The following is a 25,744-nucleotide window of genomic DNA, read 5'->3' as shown; positions in this document are numbered from 1 at the left end:
GAGAGGCTGCGATAGAGAGTCTCTATAGGTGGGTCATTGGTCGGTGAGATCCTGGGCCAGCGCGACGAACTGCTCCACCAGCGCGTCGCCACGTTCCTCCAGCCACACCAGAGACACGCTCACCCGCGCCACCGGGGTCAGCGGCACGACCTTCGCCCCGGCTCGCGACGCCGCACCCGCCATGCCTTCGGTTAGCATCGCGACCCCGGCCCGCGCCAGCACCAGCGGGATGATCGAGGCGACGTGGGCCGTCTCGATGGCGACCTCCGTGGGCAGCCCGGCGGCCTCGAGACGGGCATCGAGGAACGTACGCAGCGCCGTTCCTGCCGGCGTCGCGATCAGGCCGACCTCGGCGAGCTCCTCGATCCGGATCTCCTCCGGCGCCTCGCCCGAAGGCGGCAGCACCGCCACCAGCTCGTGCTCGGCGAGCCGGTGCGAGCCGAAGGGGCCGTGCGGCGTCGCGCCGTCGATGAGCCCCACGTCGGCCTCGCCCTTGCGCACCTGGTCCAGGACGTCGGAGCGGTGCTGCGGGTCGGTGACGACCACCTGCGCGCTGGGCTGGATCCGGCGGAACTCGGCGAGCACCGGCACCAGCGGCTCGACCGCCCAGACCGTGCTGGAGGTGATCCGCAGCCGCCCGAACCCCTCGTCCGAGACCGACCGGACCGCACCCGCGGCGAGCTCGAAGCCACGTACGACCCGGCGGGCCGGCCCGAGCAGCGCCGAGCCCGCAGGAGTGAGCCGCACTCCCCTGCCGTGGCGCTCGAAGAGCGGACCGCCGAGCTCCCGCTCGAGCCCGCGCACGGCGTACGACAACGACGGCTGGGCGACGTGGAGCCGCGCCGCGGCGCTGGTGAAGCTGCCGGCCTCGGCGATCGCGAGGAAGAACTCCAGCTGTCGTCGCTCCATGGCCCGAGGCTAACCCGACCGGCCACCGGGGTGGACCGGCCACTCGATAGCCTGTGACCGTGCTGAGACCGAGTGGAGAGCAGTTCACGATCGATGGCGGGGGCTACACCGCGACAGTGACGGAGAGTGGCGGCGCGATGCGGCTGCTGTCCTACGAGGGGCGGGACCTGATCGCCGGGTTCGGCGACGACGAGCAGTCCAGCGGCGGCAAGGGTCAGCTGCTGGCGCCGTGGCCCAACCGGATCCGCGACGGCCGCTACGAGTTCGGCGGGAAGACCTATCAGCTCGGGCTCACCGAGGTCGCGCGCAACAACGCCTCCCACGGGCTGGTGCGGTGGTCACAGTGGCTGCCCATCGACGAGGCCAAGGACTCGATCACCCTGGCCACCCGGTTGATGGCGCAGAGCGGCTATCCGTGGACGCTCGACCTCGAGGTGACGTACGCCATCGGGCCCGCCGGGCTCACCGTGACCCAGTCGGCGACCAATCACGCCGACTCCCCCGCGCCCTACGCCGTCGGCGCCCACCCCTATCTCACCGTCGGCGCGGGTCCGGTCGACGAGTGGACGCTCACCCTGCCGGCGCGGACGCGCCTGCTCTCCGACGAGCGCAAGCTGCCCACCACGAGCGAGGCGACGGCGGGGACGGCCTACGACTTCACCTCCGCCAAGCCCATCGGCGACGTCGTCCTCGACCACGCCTTCACCGACCTCGACCGGGACGAGGACGGGCGGGCGACGGTCACGATCCAGGGCCCCGACGGCGGCGTCGCGCTCTGGGTCGACGAGCACCACCCGTGGCTGATGGTCTACAGCGCCGACGACCAGTCGCCGGCCCGCGGCGGTCTCGCCGTCGAGCCGATGACCGCTCCCCCGGACGCGTACAACTCCGGCACCGACCTGATCGCGCTCGCCCCCGACGAGCGCCTCGAGGTCACCTGGGGCATCAACGCGCTGACATGACGCTGCTGACCGTCTCCGGGCTCAGCAGGACCTACGGCGACCACGCCGTCCTCGACGGGCTCGACCTCACCCTCGCGGCCGGCCGGGCCATCGCCCTGACCGGCACGAACGGGTCGGGTAAGTCGACACTGCTACGTTGCGTGGCCGGCGCCGACGAGCCGACCGCCGGCGAGGTGCTGCTGGACGGCAGGCCGTACGACGAGCGCTCTGCGCAGATGCGCCGCGACGTCGCCGCTCTGCTCGACGACCTGGACCTCTTCCCAGACCTCGCGGTGATCGAGCATCTCGACCTGGTCGCGCACGCCCATCGGGTCGAGGATCCCGAGGGCACCGTCGACGGCGTGCTGGACGAGGTCGGCCTCAACGACCAGGCCGACCAGCTGCCCGGGTCGCTCTCCTCGGGTCAGCGTCAGCGGCTCGCGCTCGCGCTCCTCCTGGTCCGGCCCCGCCGGCTGCTGCTCCTCGACGAGCCCGAACAGCGGCTCGACGCCGAGGGCGCCCTCTGGCTCGCCGACCTGCTCCAACGGGAGAAGACGGCCGGGGTCGGCATCCTCTTCGCCAGCCACCACCCGGCTCTTGTCGAGGCCGTGGCCGACGACGTCGTACGCCTGGGCTCCTCCTCCGACGAAGCATGAGCACGGAGACACCGGCCCCGACGCCGGCTGAGATCCGCCGACTGGTCCGCGAGTGGCGTCGCGGTCACGTCACCGCACCCTGGGGCGAGGTGCTCTACCAGGCCTACCTCGCTCTCCTGACGGTCCTGATCTACGGCTCGGGGCTCGTCAGTGCGGTGGTCAATGCCGGGCAGGCGGTGGAGGGCTGCACCACCGGGCCCTGCGTCGGCACCCGCGCCGCCGGACCGGTCCTTCTCGTGCTGGTCTGGCTGGCCCTGGGCGCCGCGGCGCTCCGGCTCCTCGGACCGCTCATGGCCTCGCCCGCGACGTCGGCGCTGGTGCTCTCCACGCCGGTGGACCGTGGCCGCTGGCTGGGGCGGCAGTACGCGACGGCCCTGACCCTAGGAGCCCTCGCCGCCGCGGTCCCGGCCCTCCTCGCCGCCGTGACCGCGGGCTGGCCGCTGCTCACCGGAGGCGCGCTGGCGCTCGCCGCGGCGCTGCTGGCACCGGCGACGTACGCCGCGGGGACCGTCGCCCAGGCACGACCGGGGTCGGCATGGCGGATGGTCGGGCCGGTGACGGTGCTCGTCGCCCTGGCCGCGGTGGCGGCCGTGGCCGCCGGCGTCACGGCCCAGCTGACCCCGCCCGCGGACGCGCGGTGGTGCCTGGTGCCGGCTGTGCTCGCGCCGGTGAGCGCCGTGGCCGCGGTGCTCGCGCGCCGTCGTCTCGGTGACCTGCACCGTCGTGACTTGACTCGCGGGCATGGGCTGGCCAACGGCCTCTCCGGCGCCCTGGCCGGGATGGACACCGCCCTCGCCTACGACGTCGTACTCCAGCACACCAGCAGCCAGCGTGCCGTCGTCCGGGCGCGGCGCCTCCGGGGTCCTCGCGGGCCGCTCGCGCTCGTCACCGCCGATCTCGTCCGATTGCGGCGGGCGCCGCTGCGCGTCCTGGCACCCGCCGCCGCGGTCGTGCCTGCGTACGCCTTGGCGGAGGCGGGCGCGGGTGCGCTGGTCGTGCCGGTGATGGTGGTGCTCGGCTTCGGGGCGGCCATCCCGCTCGGCGCCGGGCTGCGGGTGCTGTCGCGATCGAGCAGCCTCGCACGGCTGCTGGGCACCTCCTCCTGGCAGCTGCGGCTCGGCGTGCTGGTGGTGCCGACGGTGCTGCTGATGGCCTACGGGCTGGGCTGTCTGTGGGCGCTGCCACACCCGCTGCTGGCTCCAGCGATCGGGCTCGGCGCACTGGCCACGCTCACTCGGTGGCTGGTCGCTCCCCCGCCCGACTACGCCTCCGCGATGGTCTCGACGCCGATGGGGGCGATGCCGGTCTCGCTGTTCGGCAACGCGGTGCGCGGCTTCGACATCGCCGGGCTGGTGAGCATCCCGGCGCTGTTCGCCCCCGACGCCCTCGGCGCCACCGTCTCGATGGCGATCTCGGTCGTGACGCTCGGGGTGCTCGTCGGCCGCCGCTGAGCCAGGCTCAGCGGTCACACTCCAGCAGCCGCAGGTCGACCGCCTCGGCCATCGCCGCATAGCCGGCGTCGCCGGGGTGGAGGTGGTCCCCGGAGTCGTACGTCGGCAGGAACCGCGCCGGTCGCTCGGGGTCCCGCGTGGCCGCGTCGAAGTCGACGATGCCGTCGAACTCACCGGAGGTCCGGATCCACTCGTTGACCGCGACCCGCACCCGGTCGCGCGCCGGGGTGTAGCGGCTGCCGCCCTCGTACGGGGTGAGGGTGGCGCCAATGACGCACACGTCCTCGGCGTGCGCCTGCGCGATCAGGTCGCGGTAGGCCACGATCAGGTCGGACGGCTCGTCGGCATCGTCCCAGCGGATGTCGTTGATCCCCTCCATGAGCACGACCGTGGAGACTCCGGGCTGGTCCAGGACGTCTCGCCGGAAGCGGTCCAGACCGCGCTCGCCACCGGTGCTGTCGACGAGCACGCGGTTGGCGGAGATGCCCTCGTTCATCATGCCGAACCGCCCGGTGAACGAGCTCCCCGCCACCCGGTCGGCCAGCACGTCGGGGTAGCGCCGGTCGGCTCCGACCGTGGAGCCGTTGCCGTCGGTGATCGAGTCGCCGAAGAGCACCACGGTCTTGACCCGGCGCGGCTTCTCGACGACGACGCTCTCGACCCAGTACCAGCTGGAGATCTCCGTCGTGAACGCCGCACCCGACTCCTCGCCGGCCACGTCCGCGCCCGTAGTCCCGGAGACGTAGGAGGTCTGCGTGGCCACGTCGTGCCCGGTGATCGGGCCGCTCTCGCCGACGACGTGGAAGCTCACCGCGAGGGTCGTATCGGCCGGCACCGACGCGTCGACCGGGTCGCTGAGCACCTCGGTGCCGGGGGCGACGGTGACCTGGCCGGCGCCGTCGAAGGTCAGCGGCCGGTTCGTGCCTGACACCACCGCGGCGCCGTCCGCAGCCAGACCGATGTGGGCCGAGGCGAAGGTCACCGGACGGTCGCCGAACACGTTGGACAGGGTGATGCGTACGCCGGAGCCACCCAGCGACGTGTGCACCAGGTTGCGCACCGACCGGTCCGTCAGGCCGGCGGCGCCGGTCTGACCGCCCACCTCGTCGGCCGAGGCACCCCAGGTGCCGACCGGATGCACCGGCGCGGCCTGAGCCGGCACGGTCGAGACCAGAGTGAGGACAGCCGCCAGCGCCGCGAGAGCACGAGTCCATGAGATCACGCAGACACGTTAAGTCGCCGCGGGCGCCGCAATCAGAGGTTCGGGAGAGTCTTCCCCGAAGCGTAGTAAGTGGTTCGCCGCAGGGTCGCTGCTAGGACAGCTCTTCGGCCAGCGTGCGCAGTGTGCGTACGGCCTTCTTCGACGAGCCCCCGTCGGAGGCCTGGATGCCGAGGACGGAGATGTTGTGGCCCGAGGCCAGGTCGATGTTGGGCCACGGCGCGCCACGCGGGAAGTTGATCGCGAGGACCTCGGCCCACTCCAGGTCACGGCGCTTGAAGCCGTTGACCACGGTCAGACCGTCCTCACGTGCGACCACCCGCGACCGGGTCACCGCGTGCACGCAGACCACGATCCCGATCCCCAGGGCCCCGAAGGTGAGTCGCTCGAACATGGTGACCTGGGCCTTGATCTCGGCTGAGAACCCGACCCACACCATGGTGCACATCACCGCCAGCGCGGCTACCAGGAACCAGCCCATGACGCGTGCCCCGAGCGGACGCCAGGTGTGCGGCAGCTTCACCGGCAGCTCGGATCCTGTGCGGTCAGATCCGGCAGGCATTGATCTCCGTCAGCAGGATCGCGCGGGCGCCCACGGCGTACAGGTCGTCCATCAGCTTCTGCGAACCCGCGCGCGGCACCATCGCGCGGACGGCGACCCAGCCCTCGCGGTGCAGCGGGCTGACCGTCGGCCCCTCGAGGCCGGGCGTCATCGCGGAGGCCTCGGTGAGGTCCTCGGCGCGGATGTCGTAGTCCATCATCACGTAGCTGCGCGCGATCAGGACGCCGTCGAGACGGCGCTTGAACGTCTCGTACGCCTCCGGCAGCTGTGTCGAAGCGGAGCCCGAGACATCCAGGCCGCCGGATCGGGTGATCACCACGGCCTCGGAGCGCATGATCGGCTCACCGAAGATCTCCAGGCCGGCCTGTCGCATCGTGGAGCCGGTCTCGACCACGTCGGCGATCGCGTCGGCGACACCGAGCTGGATCGAGGTCTCGACGGCACCGTCGAGCCGGGTGACGCTCGCGTCGATCCCCTCGCGCTCCAGGTAGGCGGAGACGACCCCGACATAGGAGGTCGCGATCCGCTTGCCGCGCAGCTCCTCGACCGAGGTGAAGGCGCCGGCGCGGCCGGCGAAGTGGAACCGGCTCCGGCCGAAGCCGAGCCCGATGACCTCGTCGGCCTTGGCGCCGGAGTCGAGGAGCAGGTCGCGGCCGGTGATGCCGATGTCGAGAGTGCCCTCGCCGACGTAGAGCGCGATGTCGCGCGGGCGGAGGTAGAAGAACTCGACGCCGTTCTCCTCGTCGATGAGGGTCAGGCGCTTGGAGTCGTCGCGCTGGCGGTAGCCCGCCTCGCGCAGCAGCTCGGAGGCCGCGACCGAGAGCGAGCCCTTGTTGGGCACGGCGATCCGGAGAAGCTTTTCATCGGTTGTCATGCGGGTTCCCCTACAGGTGTGAGTAGACGTCGTCGATCGAGATTCCGCTGGCGAGCATGAGCACCTGGGCGTGGTAGAGCAGCTGGGAGATCTCCTCCGCGGTCGCTTCCTTGCCCTCGTACTCGGCCGCCATCCAGGACTCGGCGGCCTCCTCGACCAGCTTCTTCCCGATCGCATGGACCCCGGCGTCGAGCTGTGCCACGGTGCCGGATCCTTCAGGTCGGGTCCGGGCCTTCTCGCTCAGCTCGGCCCAGAGCTCGTCGAACGTCTTCACGAGCGTCAAGCCTAGGCCGTACGCGACCCGGCCCCCGAATCGTCTCACCGAATCGATAGCAGTCCTGCTATGGACAGGCATAGCAGGACTGCGATACCTTCGATTTCATGAGCACCGACGACGAGGACACCGCGTTCTACGTCGGGATCGCCGCGCAGGTCACCGAGCACCGGGTCGCGCGGGGCCTGTCCCAGCGCGAGCTCGCCGAGCTCTGCGGTACGACCCAGTCGGCGATCGCGCGACTGGAGTCCGGGTCCCGCCCACCCAAGATCGACACCCTTCTCCGGGTGGCAGCCGCCCTCGACTGCCGCCTCGAGGTCGGCTTCCATGCCCGCACCCGAGCCCACAGGAGCACGCCATGAAGACCCCCATCTCCGCCGATGAGGTCGAGTCGACCCGCAGCGAGCGGTTCCTGGCGGTCGCACTGACCGCCTTCCTGCTCGTCGGCACCGTCTGGTTCTACGTCAAGGTCGCCGGCTGGTGGCCGCTCTACATGGACTGGGACCAGTGCAACAACGGCCAGACGGCGTGCGAGATCCCCGGCCATGAGGCGATCCAGATCGGCATCCGCCTCGGCTTCATCATCCTGCTCTGCCTGGTCGGATTCTGGGTCCTCTACCGGCTGCGCCGCAGCGGCTCCCGCTTCCTCCCGCTCGGCTTCGCGCTCGCCGCGACCGGGGTGATCATGGCCCTGGTCTTCGCCTTCCACTACACCTTCGAGTACGCCGACTTCGGCCCGCTCATCCTGTCGCTGTTCGGTGCCGCGGCCACCGTCGGCGTATTCGTCGCTGTCCAGCGGCTCCTCGCCAAGCGGATCCCGGCCATGCGCGTACGCAAGGGCGACTGCCCCTACTGCGGCTACCCGGTCCGCGGCAAGCACTGCGAGGGCTGCGGCCGCGAGACCATCGCCCCGTGCGCGACCTGCGAGGCCGACCGCCGGGTCGGCTCGCTCCACTGCGTGGCCTGCGGCGCCGACTGACCCTCCACCTCAGGGTGAGGGTTAGACCGGTTAGGCCGGTCGTACGGTCGCGCGGTGCAACTTCATGAACTCAACGTAGCCAGGCGCGTTGAGCTCGAGGATCGCCGCGGGGTTGCTGCCGGGCTCGATCGTGCCGCGGATCTTGGCCGGCACGCCCATCACCAGGCTGTGGTCGGGCACCTCGGTCCCCTCGACCACCATCGCGCCGGCGGCGATCAGGCAGCCGTCGCCGATGACCACGGCATCGGAGACCACGGCGCCGTTGCCGATCAGCGACCCGGTCCCGATCCGGTCACCGTGCACCACGCAGCCGTGCGCGATGGTGCTGTGCGCGCCCATCTCGAGGGAGGAACCGGGGCGTACGTGCAGCACCGAGTTGTCCTGCACGTTGGAGCCCTCGCCGATGACGATCGGCCCGACGTCGGCACGCAGCACCGCGCCGTACCAGACACTGGCGTTCGACCCGAGGCGTACGTCACCGATCAGCGTCGCTGTCGGCGCCACCCAGGCGTCGGGATGGATCTGCGGACTCTTGCCGTCGAATTCGAAGATGTTCATCGACGCAGATCCTAGGCGTGCGCGCCATCGGGGCTGACGTGGAGGACCACGCTGGTCAGCCGCGGCAGTGCCTCCAGGAGATGCTCCTCGGCATGATGGGCGATGTCGTGCCCGGCGGAGACGGGCAGATCGGCCGACACGGTGATGTCGCCGTCGGCGTGGAGGGTGTGGCCAATCCACCGCAGCCTCAGGCTGCGAACCTCGAGCACACCGTCGACCGTGCCGACCGCCTCCCTCGCCCTGCGTACGTCATCCGGGGTGACCGCGTCCATCAGCCGAGCGCCGACCTGCTTGAGCGCCGAGCGCAGCACGCCGAGGATCGCGATGGCGATCAGCAGCCCGATCACCGGGTCGGCCCACGGCATCCCGACCGCGACCCCGGCAGCACCGAACACGACGGCCAGCGAGGTGAAGCCGTCCGTACGTGCGTGGAGCCCGTCGGCGACCAGCGCCGCCGAGCCGATCTGGCGGCCCACCCGGATCCGGTAGCGCGCGACGATCTCGTTGCCCAGGAACCCGACCACCCCGGCCGCCGCGACCGCCCAGACGTGCTCGACCTCGCGAGGATGGAAGAGCCGGTCGATGGCCTCCCAGCCCGCCAGGATGCTGGAGAGCGCGATCATGGCGACGACGAAGAGACCGGCGAGATCCTCCGCCCGGCCGTACCCGTAGGTGAACCGGTCGTTGGCCGGACGCCGGGCGAGCCAGAACGCCACCAGCAACGGCACCGCCGTCAGCGCGTCGGCAACGTTGTGGAGCGTGTCCCCCAGCAGAGCCACCGACCCGGTCAGGCTCACCACGACCGCCTGCAGTCCCGCCGTCAGCGCAAGCACACCGAGACTGACCCACAGCGCCCGCCGCCCACGTACGTCAGCCTCCAACGCCTCGTCGACCTGATCCGCCGCATCATGGGAGTGAGCCCCGAAGACGTCCGAGACCGCATGCTTGACCCGAGCCCACCGCCCATCGTGCGCATGGCCGTGATCGTGACCGTGGCCGTCCTGGGCATGGTCGCGTGGGTGATCGTGGAGCGTATGGGTCATGCCGACTCCTCCCCCGACCGGTGGTGCGCCGGGACCTGATCCAGGAGATGCTCCACGTGGCCGATCGTGTCGAGGACCAGCTGGCGCACATGCCCGTTCTCGACGCGATAGAGCACCGAGGTCCCCTCCTTCCGCGTCGTCACCAGCCGAGCCATCCGCATCTTCGCCAGATGCTGCGAGACCCCCGGCACCGGCTTGTCCAACATCGAGGCAAGCTCGGAGACGGACCGCTCCTCATCCAGCAACAGCCCCGCCATCTGCAGACGCGTCGGATCAGCCAGCATCCGCAGCACCTCGACGGCAAGCGTGACGACATCGTCACCCCACACCGGAGGTTGCGTATTTGCATGCATGCGCAAATTGTAGCGATACGACGGCCTCCTCGACACCCCACCCACGGCACCGTCGAGTCGGCAGCTTTGCCTCGCACGGCCTGACGGGCGCCTTCACCGGATGCCGACCGACCCCTTGAGAGGGCCGTGCCGGCGAAGGCCTGAATCCGGAAGTGCGCGGCGGCGCCGTGGCAGAGGCCGTGACCGAGGCCGGGTTCGAGCCGGTGATCTGACCGGGGTCGAGGCGGTCCAACTGCCACCGTCACCAAGCCGAGCTAGGTACCGGAGGCAGCGTTGCACGGGCCAGGTGCGGCGACGGTGCGGACCTGGAGGACGCTGTTGGAGCCCAGAGAGATCGGCCGAGACTACGAACGTCGCGGTGGCGCCGGCCCAGCACCCCCGGCGCTCGCGAACGCCGGAGACCAGGACGGCGGCGGCCACGACCGGCATCTCGTTGGTTCGCCGGGGCGGCTGGAGGCCGGCATCAGCTTCGGCGCGATCTGAACGGGGCTGCCGCTTGGCGCGATCGATCCTGGCTTCCTGGGTAGTTCGGCGTCACGGGAGTGGAACAGACGCGCCTATTCGACCTAGTCGGACGGTTCTTAGGCGCTCGGCTGGTGCGGTATGAATCGCTGTGATCGGTCGGTCTATGTGCGTCTGGTGAAGCGGATGTCGCCGCTGAGTAGGCGCTCATGGAGGTAGGCGGTGTCGTGGGCGCGGTGGTGGTGATGGGAGCAGAGGAGGGCGGCGTTGTCGAGGTCGGTCGGCCCGCCTTGGGCCCATTCGAGCCAGTGGTGGGCTTCGGCCCAGGTGCCGGGGATGTCGCAGCCCTCGGCCTCACAGGTCTCCGAACGGAGCAGGAGGGCGCGGCGTTGGGCGGCGGTGAAGAAGCGTTCCTTGCGCCCGAGGTCGAGGACCTCCGAGGCACCGCCGAGGACGGCGGGGATGATGTTGGCGGTGCAGGCCAGGCGGCGTGCCTCGGCCGCGGTGATCGGGGTGCCGCCGAGGATCTGGGCGATGCCGGCGTCCTTGCGGAGCTGGTCGATGTCGATGGTCACGATCACCGTGGTCGCATCGCCGCCGTGGATCGGGAGCCGGGTGGGGTCGAGGGTTTCGAGGAGGTGGCAGAACGCCCGTCCCAGACGGCGGTCGTAGGGCAGGTAGTCGCCGGTCTCGGTGCGGGTGCCGTCGTCGCGGCGGGGTGAGGCGAAGGCCTCGAGGTTGGTGGCCAGCCGGTCCGCGGCCGCATCCGGAACCACCGCGGAGATCCGGGTGGTGCCGTCCCCCAGACGGCGCATGGACAGGCGGGTCTTCTTCCTCGCGTGGGCTTCCTCCGACGCTAGGCGTCGGGCTTCCTCGGCCTCGGCGATCTCAGGCGCGATCACATCGAGGATCCGGCGCCCGATGCGGCGGAGCTGGGTGGGGTCGAACTGGGTCGCATAGGCGACCAGGGCTTCTTCGGCCTTCGCTCGGATCTCGGGATCGAGGTCGGCAGGCAGGTCGTCGAGGGCGTCGACGATCACCTGGGCCTGGGCCGGGTTGCAGGCACCGGCCCGCATTGCGGCCGCGACCAGCCCGTAGGAACGGTCCAGGGCCTCAGCCAAGCGCAGGTCGGCGCGCAGGGTCTCGGGGCGTTGGTGGGTGTGGTGATGCAGCCACGCCACGACATCGCGCGCGGCACTCTCGGCGGCGACGTCGTCAGCGGTCGCGAGCACGCGCAGCTCGAGCTCAGCCAACTGCGCCTTCGCCCGGGCGATCTCGAGCAGCGTGGTGGCCTTCTGGTCGGTGGCCATGAACGAGGGGTTCGCCTCAGCAACCAGACCAAGCGAGGCGGTAACCGCGACCACCGCACCCAGCAGAGGGTGCTGCGGCTGTTGCAGCGTGCTCATCGAACCGGTCACCTCCCGACGTACGAACTCTCCACACCCGCGCGCGGATGTGTTCTGGTTCGCTGGTCTCGGAGGCCCGGCAGTACGGGCTATTACTTACCCTCGCAGCTCAGCGTTCACGCCCCTGGTTCCCCTGGATTACCCCCCACCCGTTGTGTCTCGGATGAAAGGGCACGCCTCTTTCGAGGTGGTCGGCCTTCACGTTTACGCCTGCGCCGAGCCTACCACACAACGCAAACAACCAAACCCAATCAGGGACAGATATCCCCACCAAAACCCAGACCGCTGCTGGTAGTCCGCAAGACAGCCAAATGGCGCCCCACCCAGACACCCTGGTTCTAAATCTCCCAACCCAAACAACGTATTGGCCCCACCCGTGCTGGAAGTCCGCACGAGACCACACAGACACACATCACCCCGCTACCCTCGATGACCGATGACCATGACCGAGATCGGCGCAGCGTACGACAGCCGCGCAGCCGAGTACATCGACCTGTTCGGAACGATCGACCAGCTCGCCGAGCGCGACCGCGAGACGATCACCACCTGGCGAGACACCACGTCCGGCCGCCTATTAGATGCCGGCTGCGGCCCCGGCCTCTGGAGCCAGGAGCTCACCACGGGCGGCGTACGCGACGTGGTCGGCCTGGATGCCTCGGCCGAGTTCGTCGCCGCTGCACGAGCGCGGCACCCAGACGTCAGCTTCCAGCGAGCGGACCTCGCCGCGCTTCCCCTGGAGGACCGGGCGCTCGGCGGCATCCTGGCGTGGTGCTCGATCATCCACACCCCACCCGCTGACCTCCCCGCGATCCTCGGCGAGTTCGCCCGCGTGCTCACGCCCGGCGGGTCGGCGCTGGTCGGCTTCTTCGACGGCGAGCCCGGCGAGGCCTTCGACCACGCCGTGCACACGGCCTACTACTGGTCCGCCGAAGCGCTCGGCGATCTGCTGACACCGCATGGGTTCGTCGTCGAGCAGGCGTCAGCCCGGCAGGATCCGGGTGCGCGTCGCCGGCAAGGCGATCTGGTCGCGAGACTCGTCGCCTGATCCCCTGTCGGCTTGACCCTCACGCAACGTGAGGCTGAACGATTCCGGGCATGAGCGACTACTACGACGCATTCGAGGTAAGCCCCGTGCCACTGCCGGGACCCGATGCGGTGGCCCCGGAGCCGTTCCGAGGGATCTACGGCATGCCTCAGTTCCTGACTGTTCCATGCGCCGACCTGGCCGCCTCGACGGACTTCTGGGTTCGTGGGCTCGGCTTCATCGACCTGTTCAGCGTCCCTGGACAGGTGGTGCATCTACGCCGCTGGATGTTCCAGGACGTGCTGCTCGTCCCCGCCTGGCCCGGGCTCGCTGAGCCGACAGCACCGCCGACCATGAGCGTCAGCTTCTCCTGCGTACTGAGCCAGATCGAGCAGATCGCCGAGAGCTGCCGGGCGATCGCCGCCGACAGCATCGAAGGGCCGCGCGACACCTACTGGAACACCCGCGACATCGAGGTGATCACGCCCGAGCGCACGCGGGTGATCTTCACGGCCGCGAAGCAGTACGACGGCACGAGCCAGGAAGCCCGCAACCTCGACTCGATGGGCATCCCCGCCCCGAACGAGGCCTGAGGGCACAATGACGTACGTGGCTGAACGACCGCATGACACCGACCTGACGGTCGGCGAAACCGCCGCGCTGAACGGCGTGACCGTGCGGACGCTGCACCACTGGGACGAGATCGGCCTGGCCACGCCATCCGTTCGTACGCCGGCGGGATACCGCCTCTACACCGACGCCGACCTGCAGCGGCTGAGCCGGATCATCGCCTACCGGGAGACCGGCCTCGGGCTCGACACGATCCGCGGCGTACTCGATGACGCGGCCTCGGAGATCGGAGCCACTCTCAAGGCGCAGCGCGAACGGCTCGCCGCGCGGATCGCCGACCTGCGACGGCTCGAGGACCGACTGGCCACGATGGCCGAGGCGCACGAGCACGGGATCCCGTTGAGCCCCGACGAGCAAGAGACCTTCTTCGGGCCCGACTGGGATCCGCATCGGAACGTCGAGGCCCGCGCCCGCTGGGGCGATTCACCTCAATGGGCGCAGTTCGCGGAGCGTGCTGCGTTCCGCTCCAAGCAGGAGTGGCGCGATCTGAGCCGGGCGATGACCACGCTCGAGCAGGATCTCGGTGCCGCGATCGACAGGGGCGTACGGCCCGGAAGCCCCGCGGCCAACGAGCTCGCCGAGCGTCACCGTGAGGTCTTCGGCAACTTCTTCCCGATCACACGCCAGATGCAGGTCTGCCTCGGACGGATGTTCGAGGCAGACCCGGGCTTCGCGGCCCACTACGACGGGATCCGCGACGGTCTGGCGAGCTGGTTCCGCCAGACCGTCGACGAATCGGCGAGAGCACACGGCATCGACCCCGACCTGGCCACCTGGCGGTGACGACGTCTCAGTAGTGGCGTACGCAGTCGCGCAGGGCGAGCGCGGTCTCCATGGCCGCCGCGGCGGCCTCGTAGCCCTTGTCCTCGCTGGACCCCTCGAGCCCGGCCCGGTCGAGCGCCTGCTCCTCGTTGTCGCAGGTCAGCAGGCCGAAGCCGACGGGGATGAGGTGGTCGATCGCGATCCGGTTCAGACCATCGGTGGCGGCCGAGCAGACATAGTCGAAGTGCGGGGTGCCGCCGCGGATGACCACGCCCAGCGCGACGATGGCGTCGTAGCCCGACTTCGCGAGCGCGGCCGCGGCGACCGGGAGCTCGAAGGCGCCCGGGACCCGGACGACCGTCAGGCCGCCGACGGCGGCGTCCTTCAGCGCTCGCTCGGCGCCGTTCAGCAGGCCGGCCATCACCTCGTCGTGCCAGCGCGCCGCCACGACGGCGACCCGCAGGTCGCTCGCGTCGACGACCTCGGGGGTCGGGGCTCCCTTGCCACTCATCGGTTCTCCTCAGACAGATCGGGCAGTGCGTGACCCATCCGGTCACGCTTGGTCAGCAGGTAGGCGAGGTTGTGCTCGTTGGGTCGCGGGGTGAGCGGGACCCGCTCGGCGACCTCGACACCGTACGCCTCCAGGTGACTCACCTTCTCAGGGTTGTTGGTCATCAGACGTACCGAGTCGACCTTGAGGTCGCGCAGGATCTGCGAGGCGGCGCCGTAGTGTCGCGCGTCGGCCGGCAGGCCGAGATCGAGGTTGGCGTCGACCGTGTCGCGACCGCCGTCCTGGAGCTGGTAGGCCTGCAGCTTGGCGAGGAGCCCGATCCCGCGGCCCTCGTGGCCGCGCAGGTAGACCACCACGCCGCAGCCCTCGGCCGCGATCCGCGAGAGAGCTTCCCGCAGCTGTGGCCCGCAGTCGCAGCGCCTCGACCCGAACACATCGCCGGTCAGGCATTCCGAGTGCACGCGCGCGAGCACCGGGTCGCCTCCGGCGGTGTCTCCGTAGACCAGCGCGACGTGCTCGACCCCGTCGTCGGTGGTGCGATACCCGTACGCGGTGAAGTCACCGAACTCGGTTGGCAGCCGCGTCACCGCGCGCCGCTCGACCAGCACCTCCGTACGCCGCCGGTAGGTGACGAGGTCGGCGATCGAGATCATCGCGAGACCGTGCTCGTCGGCGAACTCCCGCAGCTGCGGGGCGCGCTGCATCGTGCCGTCGTCGTTGACGAGCTCGACCAGCGCACCGGCAGGCTCCAGACCGGCCAGCCGGGTCAGGTCGACCGCGGCCTCGGTGTGGCCGACCCGGACCAGCACTCCCCCGTCACGTGCCCGCAGCGGGAAGACGTGTCCGGGCCGGGTCAGATCACCGGCCACCGACGACGGACCGGCGAGCAGCCGGGTCGTGAGCGCCCGGTCGGCCGCCGAGATGCCGGTCGAGACGCCCTCGCGGGCGTCCACCGAGACCGCGTACGCCGTCTGCTTGCGGTCCTCGTTGACACGAGTCATCGGCGGCAGGTCGAGGGCGTCGAGCCGCTCCCCCGGCAGCGCCACGCAGATCACGCCGGAGGACCAGCGGATCGCGAACGCCATCACCTCCGGGGTCGCCAGCTCGGCGGAGAAGATCAGGTCTCCCTCGTTCTCCCGGTCCTCGTCGTCGACGACCACGACCGGCTTGCCGGCCGCCAGGTCGGCGATCGCGTTCTCGACCGGATCCAGCCGGACCCCCACGTACTGCTCCGTGCCGTTCTCGATGCTGCTGTGCTCGATACTCACGGCTGAACCCCTCCCAGAAGCTTCTCTACGTGCTTGGCGATGATGTCGGTCTCGAGGTTGACCTCGTCGCCGACGGCCCGGAACCCAAGCGACGTACGCGCCAAGGTCTCGGGGATGAGGCTCACGGTGAAGGCGTCATCGCTCACCGAGACGACGGTGAGACTGATCCCGTCGACCGCGATCGAGCCCTTCTCGACGACATAGCGAGCCAACTCAGGGTCGAGGGAGATCGTGACGACCTCCCAGTGCTCGCTGGGCTCACGGGAGACGACGCGCCCGACGCCGTCGACGTGCCCTTGCACGATGTGGCCACCGAGCCGGGTGCTCGGGGTGACCGCACGCTCCAGGTTGACCTGGTCGCCGACCGAGAGCGCGTGCAGGCTGGTGCGCTTGAGCGTCTCCAGCATCACGTCGGCGGTCCACTCGTTCTCCCCGAGCGTGGCGACGGTCAGGCAGCAGCCGTTGACCGCGATGGAGGCTCCCAGCTCGGCGTCCGACAGCACGGTGGCGGCGGAGATGGTCAGGCGTACGGCGTCGCCCTGGTCCTCGATCCCGGCGACGGTGCCGAGCTCCTCAACAATCCCGGTGAACATCACTGCTCCCCTTTCTGTGGTTCCAAGCTGCTGTGTGGTTCCAAGAGGAAACGCACGTTCGGCTCCTCGCCCGGTGCGGCCGGAGAGAGCACGTCGACAGAGCGCACCCGCGGCCGGAAGGCGTCGGAGATGGTGGTGATCCCGAGGTCGGCGACGGCCGAGCGACCGGCGCCGAGCAGGAACGGGGCGACGTAGACGACGATCTCGTCGACGAGGCCGGCGTCCAGGAAGGCCGCGGCCAGCGTCGGCCCGCCCTCGAGAAAGACATGGCGGCGCTCGCGCTCCCACAGGGCGGCGAGCGCCTCGTGCGGGTCGCGCGTGCGGAGGTGCAGGGACGGCGCCTGGGCGTCGAAGATCCGGCGGTCCTCGGGAAGGTCGCGCTCCCCCATGACGACCCGGAGAGGCTGTACGCCGACGGGCCGGTCCTCCAGGTCACGGACCGTGAGCGCGGGGTCGTCGACCGCGACCGTGTTGGTCCCGACCAGCATCGTGTCGCTGAGCGCCCGCAGCTTGTGGGTGTCGAGTCGCGCGGCTCGCGAGGAGACCCAGCGCGAGGTGCCGTCGGCGGCGGCGCTGCGTCCGTCGAGGGTGGTGGCGAACTTCCAGGTGACGTAGGGGCGCTGCAGCTCGGCCGCCCGGGTCCAGACCCGGTTGAGCTCACGGGACTCCGCTGCGTACAAGCCCTGCTCGACCTCGATGCCCGCCTGCTTCAGCGTGGCGGCGCCGCCGGCGGCGACCGGGTTGGGGTCGGACTGGGCGTAGACCACCCGGGCGACGCCGGCCTCGATCAGCGCCTGCGAGCAGGGGCCGGTGCGGCCGGTGTGGTTGCACGGCTCGAGCGTCACGACCGCCGTCGCTCCCCGAGCGGCCTCCCCGGCGCCGGCCAGCGCATCGACCTCGGCGTGAGGCGTCCCGGGCCCGCGGTGGTAGCCCTCGGCGATCATCGATCCGTCAGGCGCCAGGAGTACGCAGCCCACCCGCGGGTTCGGGTAGATGGCAGGTCCCGGGGCGCCGATCGCAGCGGCCAGCTCCAGGGCGCGACGCATCGCCCCCGGCTCCGGGTCACGCTGGTCCAAGCACTTCATCTGATCCCCTCTGGTCCGTCTCACGGACTCCGGGGTCAGGCCGAGACATCGCGCCGCGCCCTGTTGGTCCAGAGCGGTCACGACGAATCGGGCTGCGTGCGTCTTCCCATCCGGACTTTAACCGTCGGTCCAAGATTCTCACTTGGTCAACCGATGACTGGCTGCCATCGGGTCGCGGACTTCTAAGCCCCAAATTGGTAGAGGGACTCAGTCACCGCCGGCTCGGAATTTCACCGACCCCAGAGCACGCGAGCACAAGCTCGTCTTCAACCAGTGTGCCACACACGTGGCACGGTCCTGGATCAGGCGTCGACTGCTGAGACGGCCTTGTCGCGCAGCGCGTTGACCATCACATCCGGGTCGGCGGCCGAGTAGACGGCGGAGCCGGCGACGAAGACGTCGGCTCCGGCCTCGGCGCAGCGCTCGATGGTCTCCAGCGAGACCCCGCCGTCGACCTGCAGCCAGGTCTCGACACCGTGCTTGTCCATCAGCGAACGGGTCCGGCGGATCTTGGGCAGCACCAGGTCGAGGAACTTCTGCCCGCCGAAGCCGGGCTCGACGGTCATCAGCAGCACCATGTCGAGCTCGGCCAGCATGTCCTCGTACGGCTCGATCGGGGTCGCCGGCTTGAGCGCCATCGAGGCGCGCGCGCCCTTCGCGCGGATCTCGCGGGCCAACCGGACCGGGGCCTTGGTGGCCTCGACGTGGAAGGTCACCGAGCCGCAGCCGGCCTCGACGTACGCCGGGGCCTCACGGTCTGCGTTCTCGATCATTAGGTGAGCATCGAGCGGCGTGTCCGTGGACCGCGCGATCGCCTCGACCATCGTCGGCCCGAAAGTCAGGTTGGGCACGAAGTGGTTGTCCATCACGTCGACATGGATCCAGTCGGCGCTGGGGATCCGGGCAACTTCCGCCCCGAGGGCTGCGAAGTCGGCGTTCAGGATGGACGGAGTGATCTGGATGTGGCCCACGGAAGGCACCCTAGATGACCCGGAGCGGTCAGAGGGCAGCCAGGTCGGCGTACGTCATCCCCTCGAGCGTGTCGCGGAAGACCCGGCGCTCGCCGGGGGCGACAGGGACATGGTTCTCGACCACCAGGACGGTGCAGCCGGCCGCCTCGGCGGAGCGTGCTCCGGTGTTGGAGTCCTCGACCGCGATGGTGTCCTCGGCCGCGACACCGAGCGCGGCGGCCGCGGTGAGGTAGGGCTCGGGGTGGGGTTTCCCGTTGCGGACCATGTCGCCGGTGACGATCACCTTGAAGGTGCCCTCGGGAAGCTGCTGGAGGATGGGGCCGACGAACCGCGCGTACGACATCGTCACCAGCGCGCACGGCACACCCTGCTCGAACAGGTCGGTGAGGAGCTCACGTGCTCCCGGTCGCCACGGGACCTCGCGCTCGACCTGCTCGACGACGCCGTCGAGGAGCATCTCGACGATCTCCTCGGGCTCGTGGGGAAGGCCCATGCCCTCCTTGACCAAGCGCGCCGACTCGATCAGCGCGTTGCCGACCAGCTCCATCGCCTGCTCCTCGGACCAGGTCGCTCCGAAGCGCTCGGCGATGGCGTACTCCGCGGCGATCCAGTAGGGCTCGGTGTCGACCAGGGTGCCGTCCATGTCCATGAGAACAGCCGCAGGTTTCATGGCGGGAATCTTGCCACAGCGTCTTTGCCCGGACGTCGCCCCGGGAGCCTCACAGCGCGTCCGCGTCGAGGACCGCACGGGCGAAGTCGGCCGGAGCCTCCTGCGGGACGTTGTGACCGATGCCCGGGAAGGTGCGGTGGTCGTACGGGCCGGTGAAGTGATGGCGGTAGCCCGCTCCGTCGCCGGCCGGCGTGAAGGGATCGGCGGCCGGGTCGATGGTGATCGTCGGAACCGCGATCGGTGGGGCCGCCGCGAGCCTGCGCTCCAAGGCGTCGTACCGCCGCGCGCCGTCGGCCAGGCCGAGGCGCCAGCGGTAGTTGTGGAGCACGATGTCCACGTAGTCCGGGTTGCTGAACGCCGCGGCCGTGCGAGCGAAGGTGGCCTCGTCGAACTCCCAGGTCGGAGAGTTGAACCGCCACACGAGTCTCGCGAGGTCGGTGCCGATCCGAGGGTCGGCGAGGCCCTTCGCGCCGCGCTCGGTGGAGAAGTAGTACTGGTACCACCAGGCCCATTCCGAGGCCGCGGCAATGGGGTCGCGCTGGGCCTCGCGGTTGGTGATCAGGTAGCCGGTCACCGACACCAGTGCCTTGACGCGCTGTGGCCAGATCGCGGCGATGATGTCGCCGGTCCGCGAGCCCCAGTCATAGCCGGCGATCACGGCCCGGTCGATGCGCAAGGCATCCATGAAGTCCGTGATGTCGAGCGCGATCCGGGACTGCTGCGCATTGCGGAAGGTGTCGGGTGAGCGGAAGGTCGTCGTGCCGAAGCCGCGGAAGTACGGCACCAGGGCTCGGTAGCCCTGCTTCGCCAGGATCGGCGCGACCTCGGCATAGCTGTGGATGTCGTAGGGCCAGCCGTGCAACAGGATCACCGGCTGACCGTCGCGGGGCCCGAGGTCGACGTACCCGACGTTGAGCTCTCCGGCATCGATCTGGAGGACGTCGTCGAACGACGTGCTCGCTCGTCCGGGGCGTACCGGGCGGGCAGCCGCCCCCTCCCCCGTCGCTGCCAGCCTCGCGCTCGCTACTGCTGTCGAGGTCGCGGCCAGGCCGACCGCCTTGGCAAAGGTCCTGCGGTTCATCATGGTCTTTCCGTCTTTCGCTCAGGTCCGGATGTGGTCACACCTGGAAAGGGTTCGGGCCCTCGAACCAGCCCAGGGCCGCGTACGCATCGCGGATGAGTGCCTGGGCGGCCCGGGCGAGCGCGTCGCTCGGCTCGGGCCGCCACTCGGCCTCAGGCGACGCGGGCGAAGAAGTCCACGTCGACATTGCCGGTGATCGCCTTCGAGTACGGGCAGATCTGGTGGGCACGCTTGGCCAGCGTGCCGATGGTCTCCTCGTCCAGCCCGCCGACGACGATCTCGAGCTCGGCGCTGAGGAAGAACTCCTCGGTCGGGTCGGTCGTCTCGGCGTGGTTGAGGGTGACGTTCGCGGTCACCTCGATGCTGTCGAACCGGATCCGCTCCTCGGCGGCCACCCGACGGAACGCGCCCATGAAGCAGGCGGACCAGCCCGCCGCGAAGAGCTGCTCGGGGTTGGTGGCGCCGCCGGCGCCACCGAGCTCCTTCGGAATGGCCAGGCCCAGATCGATGAGTCCGTCCGTGGATGCGAGGTGGCCGCCGTTGCGCCCCTCGCCGGTCGCTGTCACGGTGCCGGTGTAGTTCGCCATGTCACTTCTCCTTGTAGTTCTGAGTGGGTGTTGCTCGGTGACGTGACGACTTTCGCCGGGGACTCACGGGCCCGGCGCCAGTGAGACCCACTGGTCGACTCCCTGGCCGACCCGGGAGAATGAAGGTGCTGCACTGGTGATGACCGACTCGAGGTGTCGATTGAAGATGGGGATGCCCCTCACGGGGCGGCGGGCCGAGCAGGACGCACTGGACCGGCTGGTCCGCGGAGTCCGAGCGGGCGAGAGCCGCGTGCTCGTCCTGCGTGGCGAGGCCGGCACCGGCAAGACCGCCCTGCTCGACTACCTCGCAGACCGGGCCGGTGGCCGGGTGATCCGAGCCGCTGGTGTCGAGCCCGAGTCGGAGATCGCCTACGCCGGCTTGCAACAGCTCTGCGCTCCCCTGCTGGACCATCTCGACCGGCTCGCCGAGCCACAGCGTCAGGCACTCTCCACCGCCTTCGGTCTCAGCGCCGGCGATCCCCCAGAGGCGCTCGTGGTCGGGCTCGCGGTGCTCGGACTGCTCGCGGAGGCCGCGACCGATCAGCCGCTGGTGTGCGTCGTGGACGACGTGCAGTGGCTCGATCGGATGTCGGAGGTGATCCTCACCTTCGTCGCCCGCAGGCTCGACGCGGAGTCGGTCGCGCTCGTCTTCGGCGTACGCAGTCCTGACGACGAACAGCTGCTTCCGGACCTTCCGGAGCTGCGGATCGAGGGCTTGCCCGATGCCGACGCCCGCCGCCTGCTCGAGTCCGTGCTGCCTGGCCCCGTCGACGCGCGGGTCCGTGACCAGATCGTCTCGGAGACGCGCGGCAACCCGCTCGCGCTGCTCGAGCTGCCGCGTGGGCTCACCCGCGCGGAGCTGGCGTTCGGGTTCGACGGCCAGAGCGCCAAGCCGGTGGCCAGTCGCGTCGAGCAGGGCTTCCAGCGGCGCATAGCCAACCTCCCCGAGCAGACTCGTACGCTGCTGCTCACCGCGGCCGTCGAGCCGGTCGGCGACGTCACCCTGCTGTGGCGTGCGGCCGAGCGACTCGGGCTCGACCTGGACGCCGCCGCCCCGGCAGAGGCCGCCGACCTGATCTCGATCGGGACCCGGGTCCGGTTCCGCCATCCGCTGGTCCGCTCGGCCAGCCGCCGCTCGGCCGGGCCCGCCGCCCTGCGGGCCGTGCATCACGCGCTCGCGCAGGTGACCGATCCCGCGCAGGACCCTGACCGGCGGGCCTGGCATCGGGCGCATGCGGCGATCGGGCCGGACGAGGCCGTCGCCGCCGAGCTGGAGGAGTCCGCAGACCGGGCGTTGGCACGCGGCGGACGGGCCGCCGCGGCGGCATTCCTCGAGCGGGCGGTCGAGCTCACCACCGACCCGGCGACACGAGCCGGGCGCGCCCTGGCCGCGGCGGAGGCACGGTTCGCGGCCGGCGCGATCGCCGAGGCCGCGCAGCTGCTCGACACCGCCGAGATCGGCCCCCTCGACCCTGCCCAGCTTGCCCAGGTACAGCGGCTGCGCGGCCGGCTGGCGTTCGCGCTCAACACCGGACGGTCCGTGGTACCGCCGCTGCTCGAGGCGGCCGGTCGGCTCGAGCAGCTCGATGCGGGGCTCTCCCGCACGACGTACCTGGCTGCGATCGCCGCCGCGATCAACGCGGGGAGGCTGGGCGGCGACGATCTGCGCCGGGCCGCCCTCGCGGGCCGTGGCGCTCCTCCTGGCGAGGATGCGGTCGGTCGCCTGCTGACCGGGCTGAGCACCTGGGTGATCGACGGGCACGCCGCCTCCGTGTCGTTGCTCGCCGACGCCGTCGAGGACATCGGAATCGAGACCGATCTCGAGCTGGCGTGGCTGTGCAGCGCGGTGACCCACGAGGTCTGGGACTCCGAGGCCTACTTCGGGCGCTCCGAGGACCTGCTCGGCCATGCCCGAGCCAGCGGCCGACTGTCGTTGCTGGCGGCCGCGTTGACCTTCCGCGCCACGGCCCTGATCCACGCCGGCCGGTTCGAGGAGGCCGCCACGATCCTCGACGAGGCCGACGCTCTCGGCGCCATGGTCGGCGTGTCGCCCCATCCCGCGAGCGCGGTGATCCTGGCCGCCTACCGCGGGCGCGAGGAGGAGGCGACGGCCGCCATCGATGCCGCCGTCAGCGACGCGCGAGCGTCCGGGGTCGGCTGGAACCTGGGGGTGGCGGCGTACAGCCGGGCGGTGCTGTCGAACGGCCTCGGTCGCTACCGCGACGCGCTCGCGGCCGCGCAGGAGGCCATCGAGTTCGAGGACCTGGCCGTGATGCAGTGGGCTCTGATCGAGGTCGTCGAGGCGGCAGCCCGCAGCGGGGCGGACGACGTCGCGGCTACGGGGCGCGACCGGCTCGTCGCACGTACTTCGGTCGTCGACTCGCCGTGGGCACGCGGCACGGCGGCCTACGCCGACGCACTGACCAACACCTCCGGCGAGGGCGAGAAGCACTACCGCACGGCGATCGACGAGCTCACCTCGGCGGGCATGACGCTGTACGCGGCTCGGGCTCAGCTTCTCCTGGGCGAGTGGCTACGCCGGGAGAACCGTCGCACCGAAGGTCGTCAGCAGCTCCAGGCGGCGCATGAGCTGTTCGCGAGCATCGGCGCCGAGGCCTTCGCCGAGCGAGCGGCCCGGGAGCTCGCGGCGACGGGCGGCGTCGCCCGGACACGTACGCGTGGAGCCGAGGTCGACCTCACCGCGCAGGAGGCCCAGATCGCGCGGCTGGCTGCCGCAGGGCGTACGAACCCGGAGATCGGCGCAGTGCTGTTCCTCAGCCCGCGGACGGTCGAGTGGCACCTGCGCAAGATCTTCACCAAGCTCGACATCTCCTCGAGGCGGGAGCTGGCTGCGGCCCTGCGCAACCAGTGAGCCGCGACCGGCCAGGGTGTGCACCAGGGCATCACCCTGGTGCCGGCCGACCACCTGTGCCGGAAGTCTCCTCGTATGCCCGACCGAGCGGGCCCCATGAGGAGAAGAGAGACGATGAAGAGACTGCTGCTGGTAGCCGCCGCCGCTCTGCCGCTGGCCGCTGCGCTGACGGCGGTGCATCCCGGCGCCACTGCCGCCGAGACGCCCCCGGCCGTGTCCGACAGAGCAACGCCCCAGAGTGCCGACAGGTGTGTGGCACCCGCGCTCACGCCGCCCAAGGATGCCCGCATCGTGTCGGTCAGTGCCGTACCGAAGCAGGGCGGCACCTTGACCTACCCGCCCCAGCCCGGAGCGTCCGAACCGCCCCCGCCGGTCACCGGCGTCCCGCCCTACTGCCAGGTGGACGTGACGCTCACCCACGGCTCGGCCGGCGACCGGGAGCTGATCCAGGTCTGGCTCCCCGCTACCGGCTGGAACGGCCGCTTCCAGGCCCTCGGCGGCAGCGGCTACCTCGGCGGTGACTTCGGCCCGAGCCTGCCGAGCGCGGTCAAGGCCGGGTACGCCGTCGGCACGACCGACGCCGGTGCGACCCCGACCACCGGCTTCACCGCCGACTGGGCGCTCACCGACGACGGCCAGGTCAACAAGACGGTGCTGAAGAACTTCGCCGAGCGCGGACCGCACGAGCTGGCCGTCCTCGGCAAGGCGATCACGAAGGACTTCTACGGCCGCGCGGCGCACCACGCGTACTGGAACGGCTGCTCGACCGGCGGGCGCCAGGGCTACATGGAGGCCCAGCGACACCCGGGCGACTTCGACGGGATCCTCGCCAACGCCCCGGCGATCTCCTGGGACCGCTTCGCCGTCGGTGACCTGTGGCCGTACGTCGTGATGAACGAGGAGGACAACCACCTCGCGCCCTGCGAGCTCAACGCCTTCACCACGGCCGCGACGGCTTCCTGCGACGGCGACGATGGGATCGTCGACGGGATCGTCGGCAGCGCCATCGCCTGCGACTTCGACGCGGCATCGCTGGTCGGCGAGACCGTCTTGTGCGACGGCGAGGAGCTGACCATCTCAGCCCGGGACGCGGCCGTGGTCGAGAAGATCTGGGACGGCCCTCGGGCTGCCGACGGGAAGCGGCTGTGGTTCGGGCTGACCCCCACAGCCAACCTCGGCTACGTGGCCGGCTCGGCGCCGTTCCCGGTGGCGTCGTCGTGGGTGCAGAACCTGCTCGTGAAGGACCCCACCTTCGACGTCTCCACCATCACCTACGCCGACTACGAGAGGCTGTTCGCGCAGTCGGTCGACGAGTACCACCGCGTCATCGGCAGCGACGACGCCGATCTGTCGGGCCTGCGTCGCGCCGGCGCCAAGCTGTTGACCTGGCACGGTGGTGACGACCAGCTCGTCCCGCTCGTGAAGGACCCCACCTTCGACGTCTCCACCATCACCTACGCCGACTACGAGAGGCTGTTCGCGCAGTCGGTCGACGAGTACCACCGCGTCATCGGCAGCGACGACGCCGATCTGTCGGGCCTGCGTCGCGCCGGCGCCAAGCTGTTGACCTGGCACGGTGGTGACGACCAGCTCGTCCCGCTGGCGGGCACGCTGCGCTACCGCAAGGAGGTCGCGAGGCGCTTCGGCGACATCGACGACTTCTACCGCGTCTTCGTCGCCCCCGGCGCCTCGCACTGCCAGGCCGGAGCCGGTCCCGCACCGACGGATCCGCTGGGCGCGCTGGTCGAGTGGGTCGAGAACGGCCACGCCCCCACCACCCTGGCCGCGACCTCGGTGGCCGCCGACGGGACGACCACCGAGCGTGACATCTGCCTCTACCCGAGGACCAGCCACCTCAGCGGTGACTCCTTCACCTGCCGCTGAACCCGACCCGCTGCCCGCGGACGGAGTGGTCGTCGCCGGCCGCGTCACCGACACCGGTGACGTCGCCATCATGATGGTCGAGGCCGAGTCCACCGAGCAGACCTGGGACCTGGTCCAGT

Annotated in this window: 29 protein-coding genes and 1 riboswitch; of the genes, 11 read left to right on the top strand and 18 right to left on the bottom strand. The window is 70.5% G+C overall.

The window, feature by feature from the left end; translation table 11 throughout:
* Positions 1-33 precede the first annotated feature (33 nt).
* Positions 34-909, bottom strand: a complete 876-nt coding sequence (locus ABZY89_RS05860; RefSeq protein ID WP_355225429.1) for a LysR family transcriptional regulator — start codon at positions 907-909, stop codon at positions 34-36.
* A 59-nt stretch (positions 910-968) separates the two neighbouring features.
* Between ABZY89_RS05860 and ABZY89_RS05855 the strand changes: the two genes are divergently transcribed.
* Genes ABZY89_RS05855 through ABZY89_RS05845 form a run of 3 tightly spaced genes read left to right on the top strand, consistent with a single transcriptional unit; the run spans position 969 to position 3,957 of the window.
* Positions 969-1,871 (top strand): aldose 1-epimerase family protein, encoded by a 903-nt coding sequence (locus ABZY89_RS05855; protein ID WP_355225427.1) that lies wholly within the window; start codon positions 969-971, stop codon positions 1,869-1,871.
* On the top strand, positions 1,868-2,506 hold the full coding sequence (ccmA, locus tag ABZY89_RS05850; RefSeq protein ID WP_355225426.1) for a heme ABC exporter ATP-binding protein CcmA: 639 nt from the start codon (positions 1,868-1,870) through the stop codon (positions 2,504-2,506). Before ABZY89_RS05855 ends, ccmA begins: the two co-directional genes overlap by 4 nt.
* Positions 2,503-3,957 carry a DUF6297 family protein gene (locus ABZY89_RS05845; protein ID WP_355225425.1) on the top strand — a complete coding sequence of 485 codons (1,455 nt, stop codon included), beginning with the start codon at positions 2,503-2,505 and terminating at the stop codon, positions 3,955-3,957. The genes ccmA and ABZY89_RS05845 overlap by 4 nt, the downstream gene beginning before the upstream one ends.
* A 7-nt stretch (positions 3,958-3,964) precedes the next feature.
* Here the strand turns inward: ABZY89_RS05845 and ABZY89_RS05840 are convergent, their stop codons facing one another.
* The 4 genes from ABZY89_RS05840 to ABZY89_RS05825 form a co-directional block, all read right to left on the bottom strand.
* The gene (locus tag ABZY89_RS05840) at positions 3,965-5,179 is read right to left on the bottom strand and encodes an SGNH/GDSL hydrolase family protein (protein WP_355225423.1); all 1,215 of its coding nucleotides are present in this window, start codon (positions 5,177-5,179) and stop codon (positions 3,965-3,967) included.
* Positions 5,180-5,270: 91 nt separating this feature from the next.
* A complete protein-coding gene (locus ABZY89_RS05835; RefSeq protein WP_355225421.1) occupies positions 5,271-5,738 on the bottom strand; it encodes a PH domain-containing protein in 468 nt (155 codons plus the stop codon).
* Complete coding sequence (gene hisG / locus ABZY89_RS05830) at positions 5,722-6,612, bottom strand: ATP phosphoribosyltransferase (RefSeq protein ID WP_355225419.1); 891 nt, start codon at positions 6,610-6,612, stop codon at positions 5,722-5,724. Before hisG ends, ABZY89_RS05835 begins: the two co-directional genes overlap by 17 nt.
* A 10-nt stretch (positions 6,613-6,622) precedes the next feature.
* The gene (locus ABZY89_RS05825) at positions 6,623-6,886 is read right to left on the bottom strand and encodes a phosphoribosyl-ATP diphosphatase (RefSeq protein WP_008359350.1); all 264 of its coding nucleotides are present in this window, start codon (positions 6,884-6,886) and stop codon (positions 6,623-6,625) included.
* Positions 6,887-6,993: 107 nt separating this feature from the next.
* Here ABZY89_RS05825 and ABZY89_RS05820 point away from each other — a divergent pair, with 107 nt between their 5' ends.
* Together ABZY89_RS05820 and ABZY89_RS05815 are read left to right on the top strand one after the other, a co-directional pair.
* Positions 6,994-7,248, top strand: a complete 255-nt coding sequence (locus ABZY89_RS05820; RefSeq protein ID WP_355017193.1) for a helix-turn-helix transcriptional regulator — start codon at positions 6,994-6,996, stop codon at positions 7,246-7,248.
* Entirely contained in the window at positions 7,245-7,865 is a 621-nt protein-coding gene (locus ABZY89_RS05815) for a hypothetical protein (protein WP_355225418.1), read from the top strand. The genes ABZY89_RS05820 and ABZY89_RS05815 overlap by 4 nt, the downstream gene beginning before the upstream one ends.
* A gap of 30 nt (positions 7,866-7,895) precedes the next feature.
* Here the strand turns inward: ABZY89_RS05815 and ABZY89_RS05810 are convergent, their stop codons facing one another.
* The 3 genes from ABZY89_RS05810 to ABZY89_RS05800 are packed head-to-tail and all read right to left on the bottom strand — an operon-like array spanning position 7,896 to position 9,819.
* Complete coding sequence (locus ABZY89_RS05810) at positions 7,896-8,423, bottom strand: gamma carbonic anhydrase family protein (protein WP_355225416.1); 528 nt, start codon at positions 8,421-8,423, stop codon at positions 7,896-7,898.
* Positions 8,424-8,434: 11 nt separating this feature from the next.
* Entirely contained in the window at positions 8,435-9,466 is a 1,032-nt protein-coding gene (locus tag ABZY89_RS05805) for a cation diffusion facilitator family transporter (RefSeq protein ID WP_355225414.1), read from the bottom strand.
* Positions 9,463-9,819 carry a metalloregulator ArsR/SmtB family transcription factor gene (locus ABZY89_RS05800; protein ID WP_355017189.1) on the bottom strand — a complete coding sequence of 119 codons (357 nt, stop codon included), beginning with the start codon at positions 9,817-9,819 and terminating at the stop codon, positions 9,463-9,465. Before ABZY89_RS05800 ends, ABZY89_RS05805 begins: the two co-directional genes overlap by 4 nt.
* 318 nt (positions 9,820-10,137) lie before the next feature.
* Here ABZY89_RS05800 and ABZY89_RS05795 point away from each other — a divergent pair, with 318 nt between their 5' ends.
* A complete protein-coding gene (locus ABZY89_RS05795; RefSeq protein ID WP_355225412.1) occupies positions 10,138-10,302 on the top strand; it encodes a hypothetical protein in 165 nt (54 codons plus the stop codon).
* Between the two features lie 143 nt (positions 10,303-10,445).
* On the opposite strand, the gene ABZY89_RS05790 is transcribed toward ABZY89_RS05795, so the two are convergent.
* A complete protein-coding gene (locus tag ABZY89_RS05790) occupies positions 10,446-11,687 on the bottom strand; it encodes a DUF222 domain-containing protein (RefSeq protein WP_355225410.1) in 1,242 nt (413 codons plus the stop codon).
* Between the two features lie 436 nt (positions 11,688-12,123).
* Here ABZY89_RS05790 and ABZY89_RS05785 point away from each other — a divergent pair, with 436 nt between their 5' ends.
* From ABZY89_RS05785 to ABZY89_RS05775, 3 genes are read left to right on the top strand one after another with little or no spacing between them, the layout of a single operon-like run.
* Entirely contained in the window at positions 12,124-12,732 is a 609-nt protein-coding gene (locus tag ABZY89_RS05785) for a class I SAM-dependent methyltransferase (RefSeq protein ID WP_355225408.1), read from the top strand.
* Positions 12,733-12,782: 50 nt separating this feature from the next.
* Positions 12,783-13,304 (top strand): VOC family protein, encoded by a 522-nt coding sequence (locus tag ABZY89_RS05780; RefSeq protein ID WP_355225406.1) that lies wholly within the window; start codon positions 12,783-12,785, stop codon positions 13,302-13,304.
* A 16-nt stretch (positions 13,305-13,320) separates the two neighbouring features.
* Positions 13,321-14,124, top strand: coding sequence for a MerR family transcriptional regulator (locus ABZY89_RS05775; RefSeq protein WP_355225404.1), 804 nt, complete (start codon positions 13,321-13,323; stop codon positions 14,122-14,124).
* A gap of 7 nt (positions 14,125-14,131) precedes the next feature.
* On the opposite strand, the gene ribH is transcribed toward ABZY89_RS05775, so the two are convergent.
* The 9 genes from ribH to ABZY89_RS05730 form a co-directional block, all read right to left on the bottom strand.
* Entirely contained in the window at positions 14,132-14,614 is a 483-nt protein-coding gene (ribH, locus tag ABZY89_RS05770) for a 6,7-dimethyl-8-ribityllumazine synthase (protein ID WP_350657968.1), read from the bottom strand.
* On the bottom strand, positions 14,611-15,882 hold the full coding sequence (locus ABZY89_RS05765; protein WP_355225402.1) for a bifunctional 3,4-dihydroxy-2-butanone-4-phosphate synthase/GTP cyclohydrolase II: 1,272 nt from the start codon (positions 15,880-15,882) through the stop codon (positions 14,611-14,613). The genes ribH and ABZY89_RS05765 overlap by 4 nt, the downstream gene beginning before the upstream one ends.
* Positions 15,879-16,475 carry a riboflavin synthase gene (locus ABZY89_RS05760; RefSeq protein WP_355225400.1) on the bottom strand — a complete coding sequence of 199 codons (597 nt, stop codon included), beginning with the start codon at positions 16,473-16,475 and terminating at the stop codon, positions 15,879-15,881. Before ABZY89_RS05760 ends, ABZY89_RS05765 begins: the two co-directional genes overlap by 4 nt.
* Positions 16,475-17,560 carry a bifunctional diaminohydroxyphosphoribosylaminopyrimidine deaminase/5-amino-6-(5-phosphoribosylamino)uracil reductase RibD gene (ribD, locus tag ABZY89_RS05755; protein ID WP_355225398.1) on the bottom strand — a complete coding sequence of 362 codons (1,086 nt, stop codon included), beginning with the start codon at positions 17,558-17,560 and terminating at the stop codon, positions 16,475-16,477. Before ribD ends, ABZY89_RS05760 begins: the two co-directional genes overlap by 1 nt.
* Positions 17,561-17,652: 92 nt before the next feature.
* Positions 17,653-17,812: riboswitch (FMN riboswitch) on the bottom strand.
* A gap of 50 nt (positions 17,813-17,862) precedes the next feature.
* Positions 17,863-18,531: a ribulose-phosphate 3-epimerase gene (gene rpe, locus ABZY89_RS05750; RefSeq protein ID WP_355225396.1), complete on the bottom strand. Its 669-nt coding sequence runs from the start codon at positions 18,529-18,531 to the stop codon at positions 17,863-17,865.
* 28 nt (positions 18,532-18,559) lie between these two features.
* Positions 18,560-19,201, bottom strand: a complete 642-nt coding sequence (locus tag ABZY89_RS05745) for an HAD family phosphatase (protein WP_355225394.1) — start codon at positions 19,199-19,201, stop codon at positions 18,560-18,562.
* A 49-nt stretch (positions 19,202-19,250) separates the two neighbouring features.
* Complete coding sequence (locus ABZY89_RS05740; protein ID WP_355225392.1) at positions 19,251-20,282, bottom strand: alpha/beta hydrolase; 1,032 nt, start codon at positions 20,280-20,282, stop codon at positions 19,251-19,253.
* 37 nt (positions 20,283-20,319) lie between these two features.
* Positions 20,320-20,469, bottom strand: coding sequence for a hypothetical protein (locus ABZY89_RS05735; RefSeq protein WP_355225390.1), 150 nt, complete (start codon positions 20,467-20,469; stop codon positions 20,320-20,322).
* On the bottom strand, positions 20,435-20,869 hold the full coding sequence (locus ABZY89_RS05730) for an Ohr family peroxiredoxin (RefSeq protein WP_355225388.1): 435 nt from the start codon (positions 20,867-20,869) through the stop codon (positions 20,435-20,437). The genes ABZY89_RS05735 and ABZY89_RS05730 overlap by 35 nt, the downstream gene beginning before the upstream one ends.
* Before the next feature lie 172 nt (positions 20,870-21,041).
* Here ABZY89_RS05730 and ABZY89_RS05725 point away from each other — a divergent pair, with 172 nt between their 5' ends.
* Both ABZY89_RS05725 and ABZY89_RS05720 read left to right on the top strand, forming a co-directional pair.
* A complete protein-coding gene (locus tag ABZY89_RS05725; protein WP_355225386.1) occupies positions 21,042-23,741 on the top strand; it encodes a LuxR family transcriptional regulator in 2,700 nt (899 codons plus the stop codon).
* A 114-nt stretch (positions 23,742-23,855) separates the two neighbouring features.
* Positions 23,856-25,625, top strand: coding sequence for a tannase/feruloyl esterase family alpha/beta hydrolase (locus ABZY89_RS05720; RefSeq protein ID WP_355225384.1), 1,770 nt, complete (start codon positions 23,856-23,858; stop codon positions 25,623-25,625).
* Positions 25,626-25,744 lie beyond the last annotated feature (119 nt).

This window comes from Nocardioides sp. NPDC006303, assembly GCF_040613175.1.
Lineage (GTDB): Bacteria > Actinomycetota > Actinomycetes > Propionibacteriales > Nocardioidaceae > Nocardioides.
This window is presented reverse-complemented; position numbering and strand designations above follow the sequence as displayed.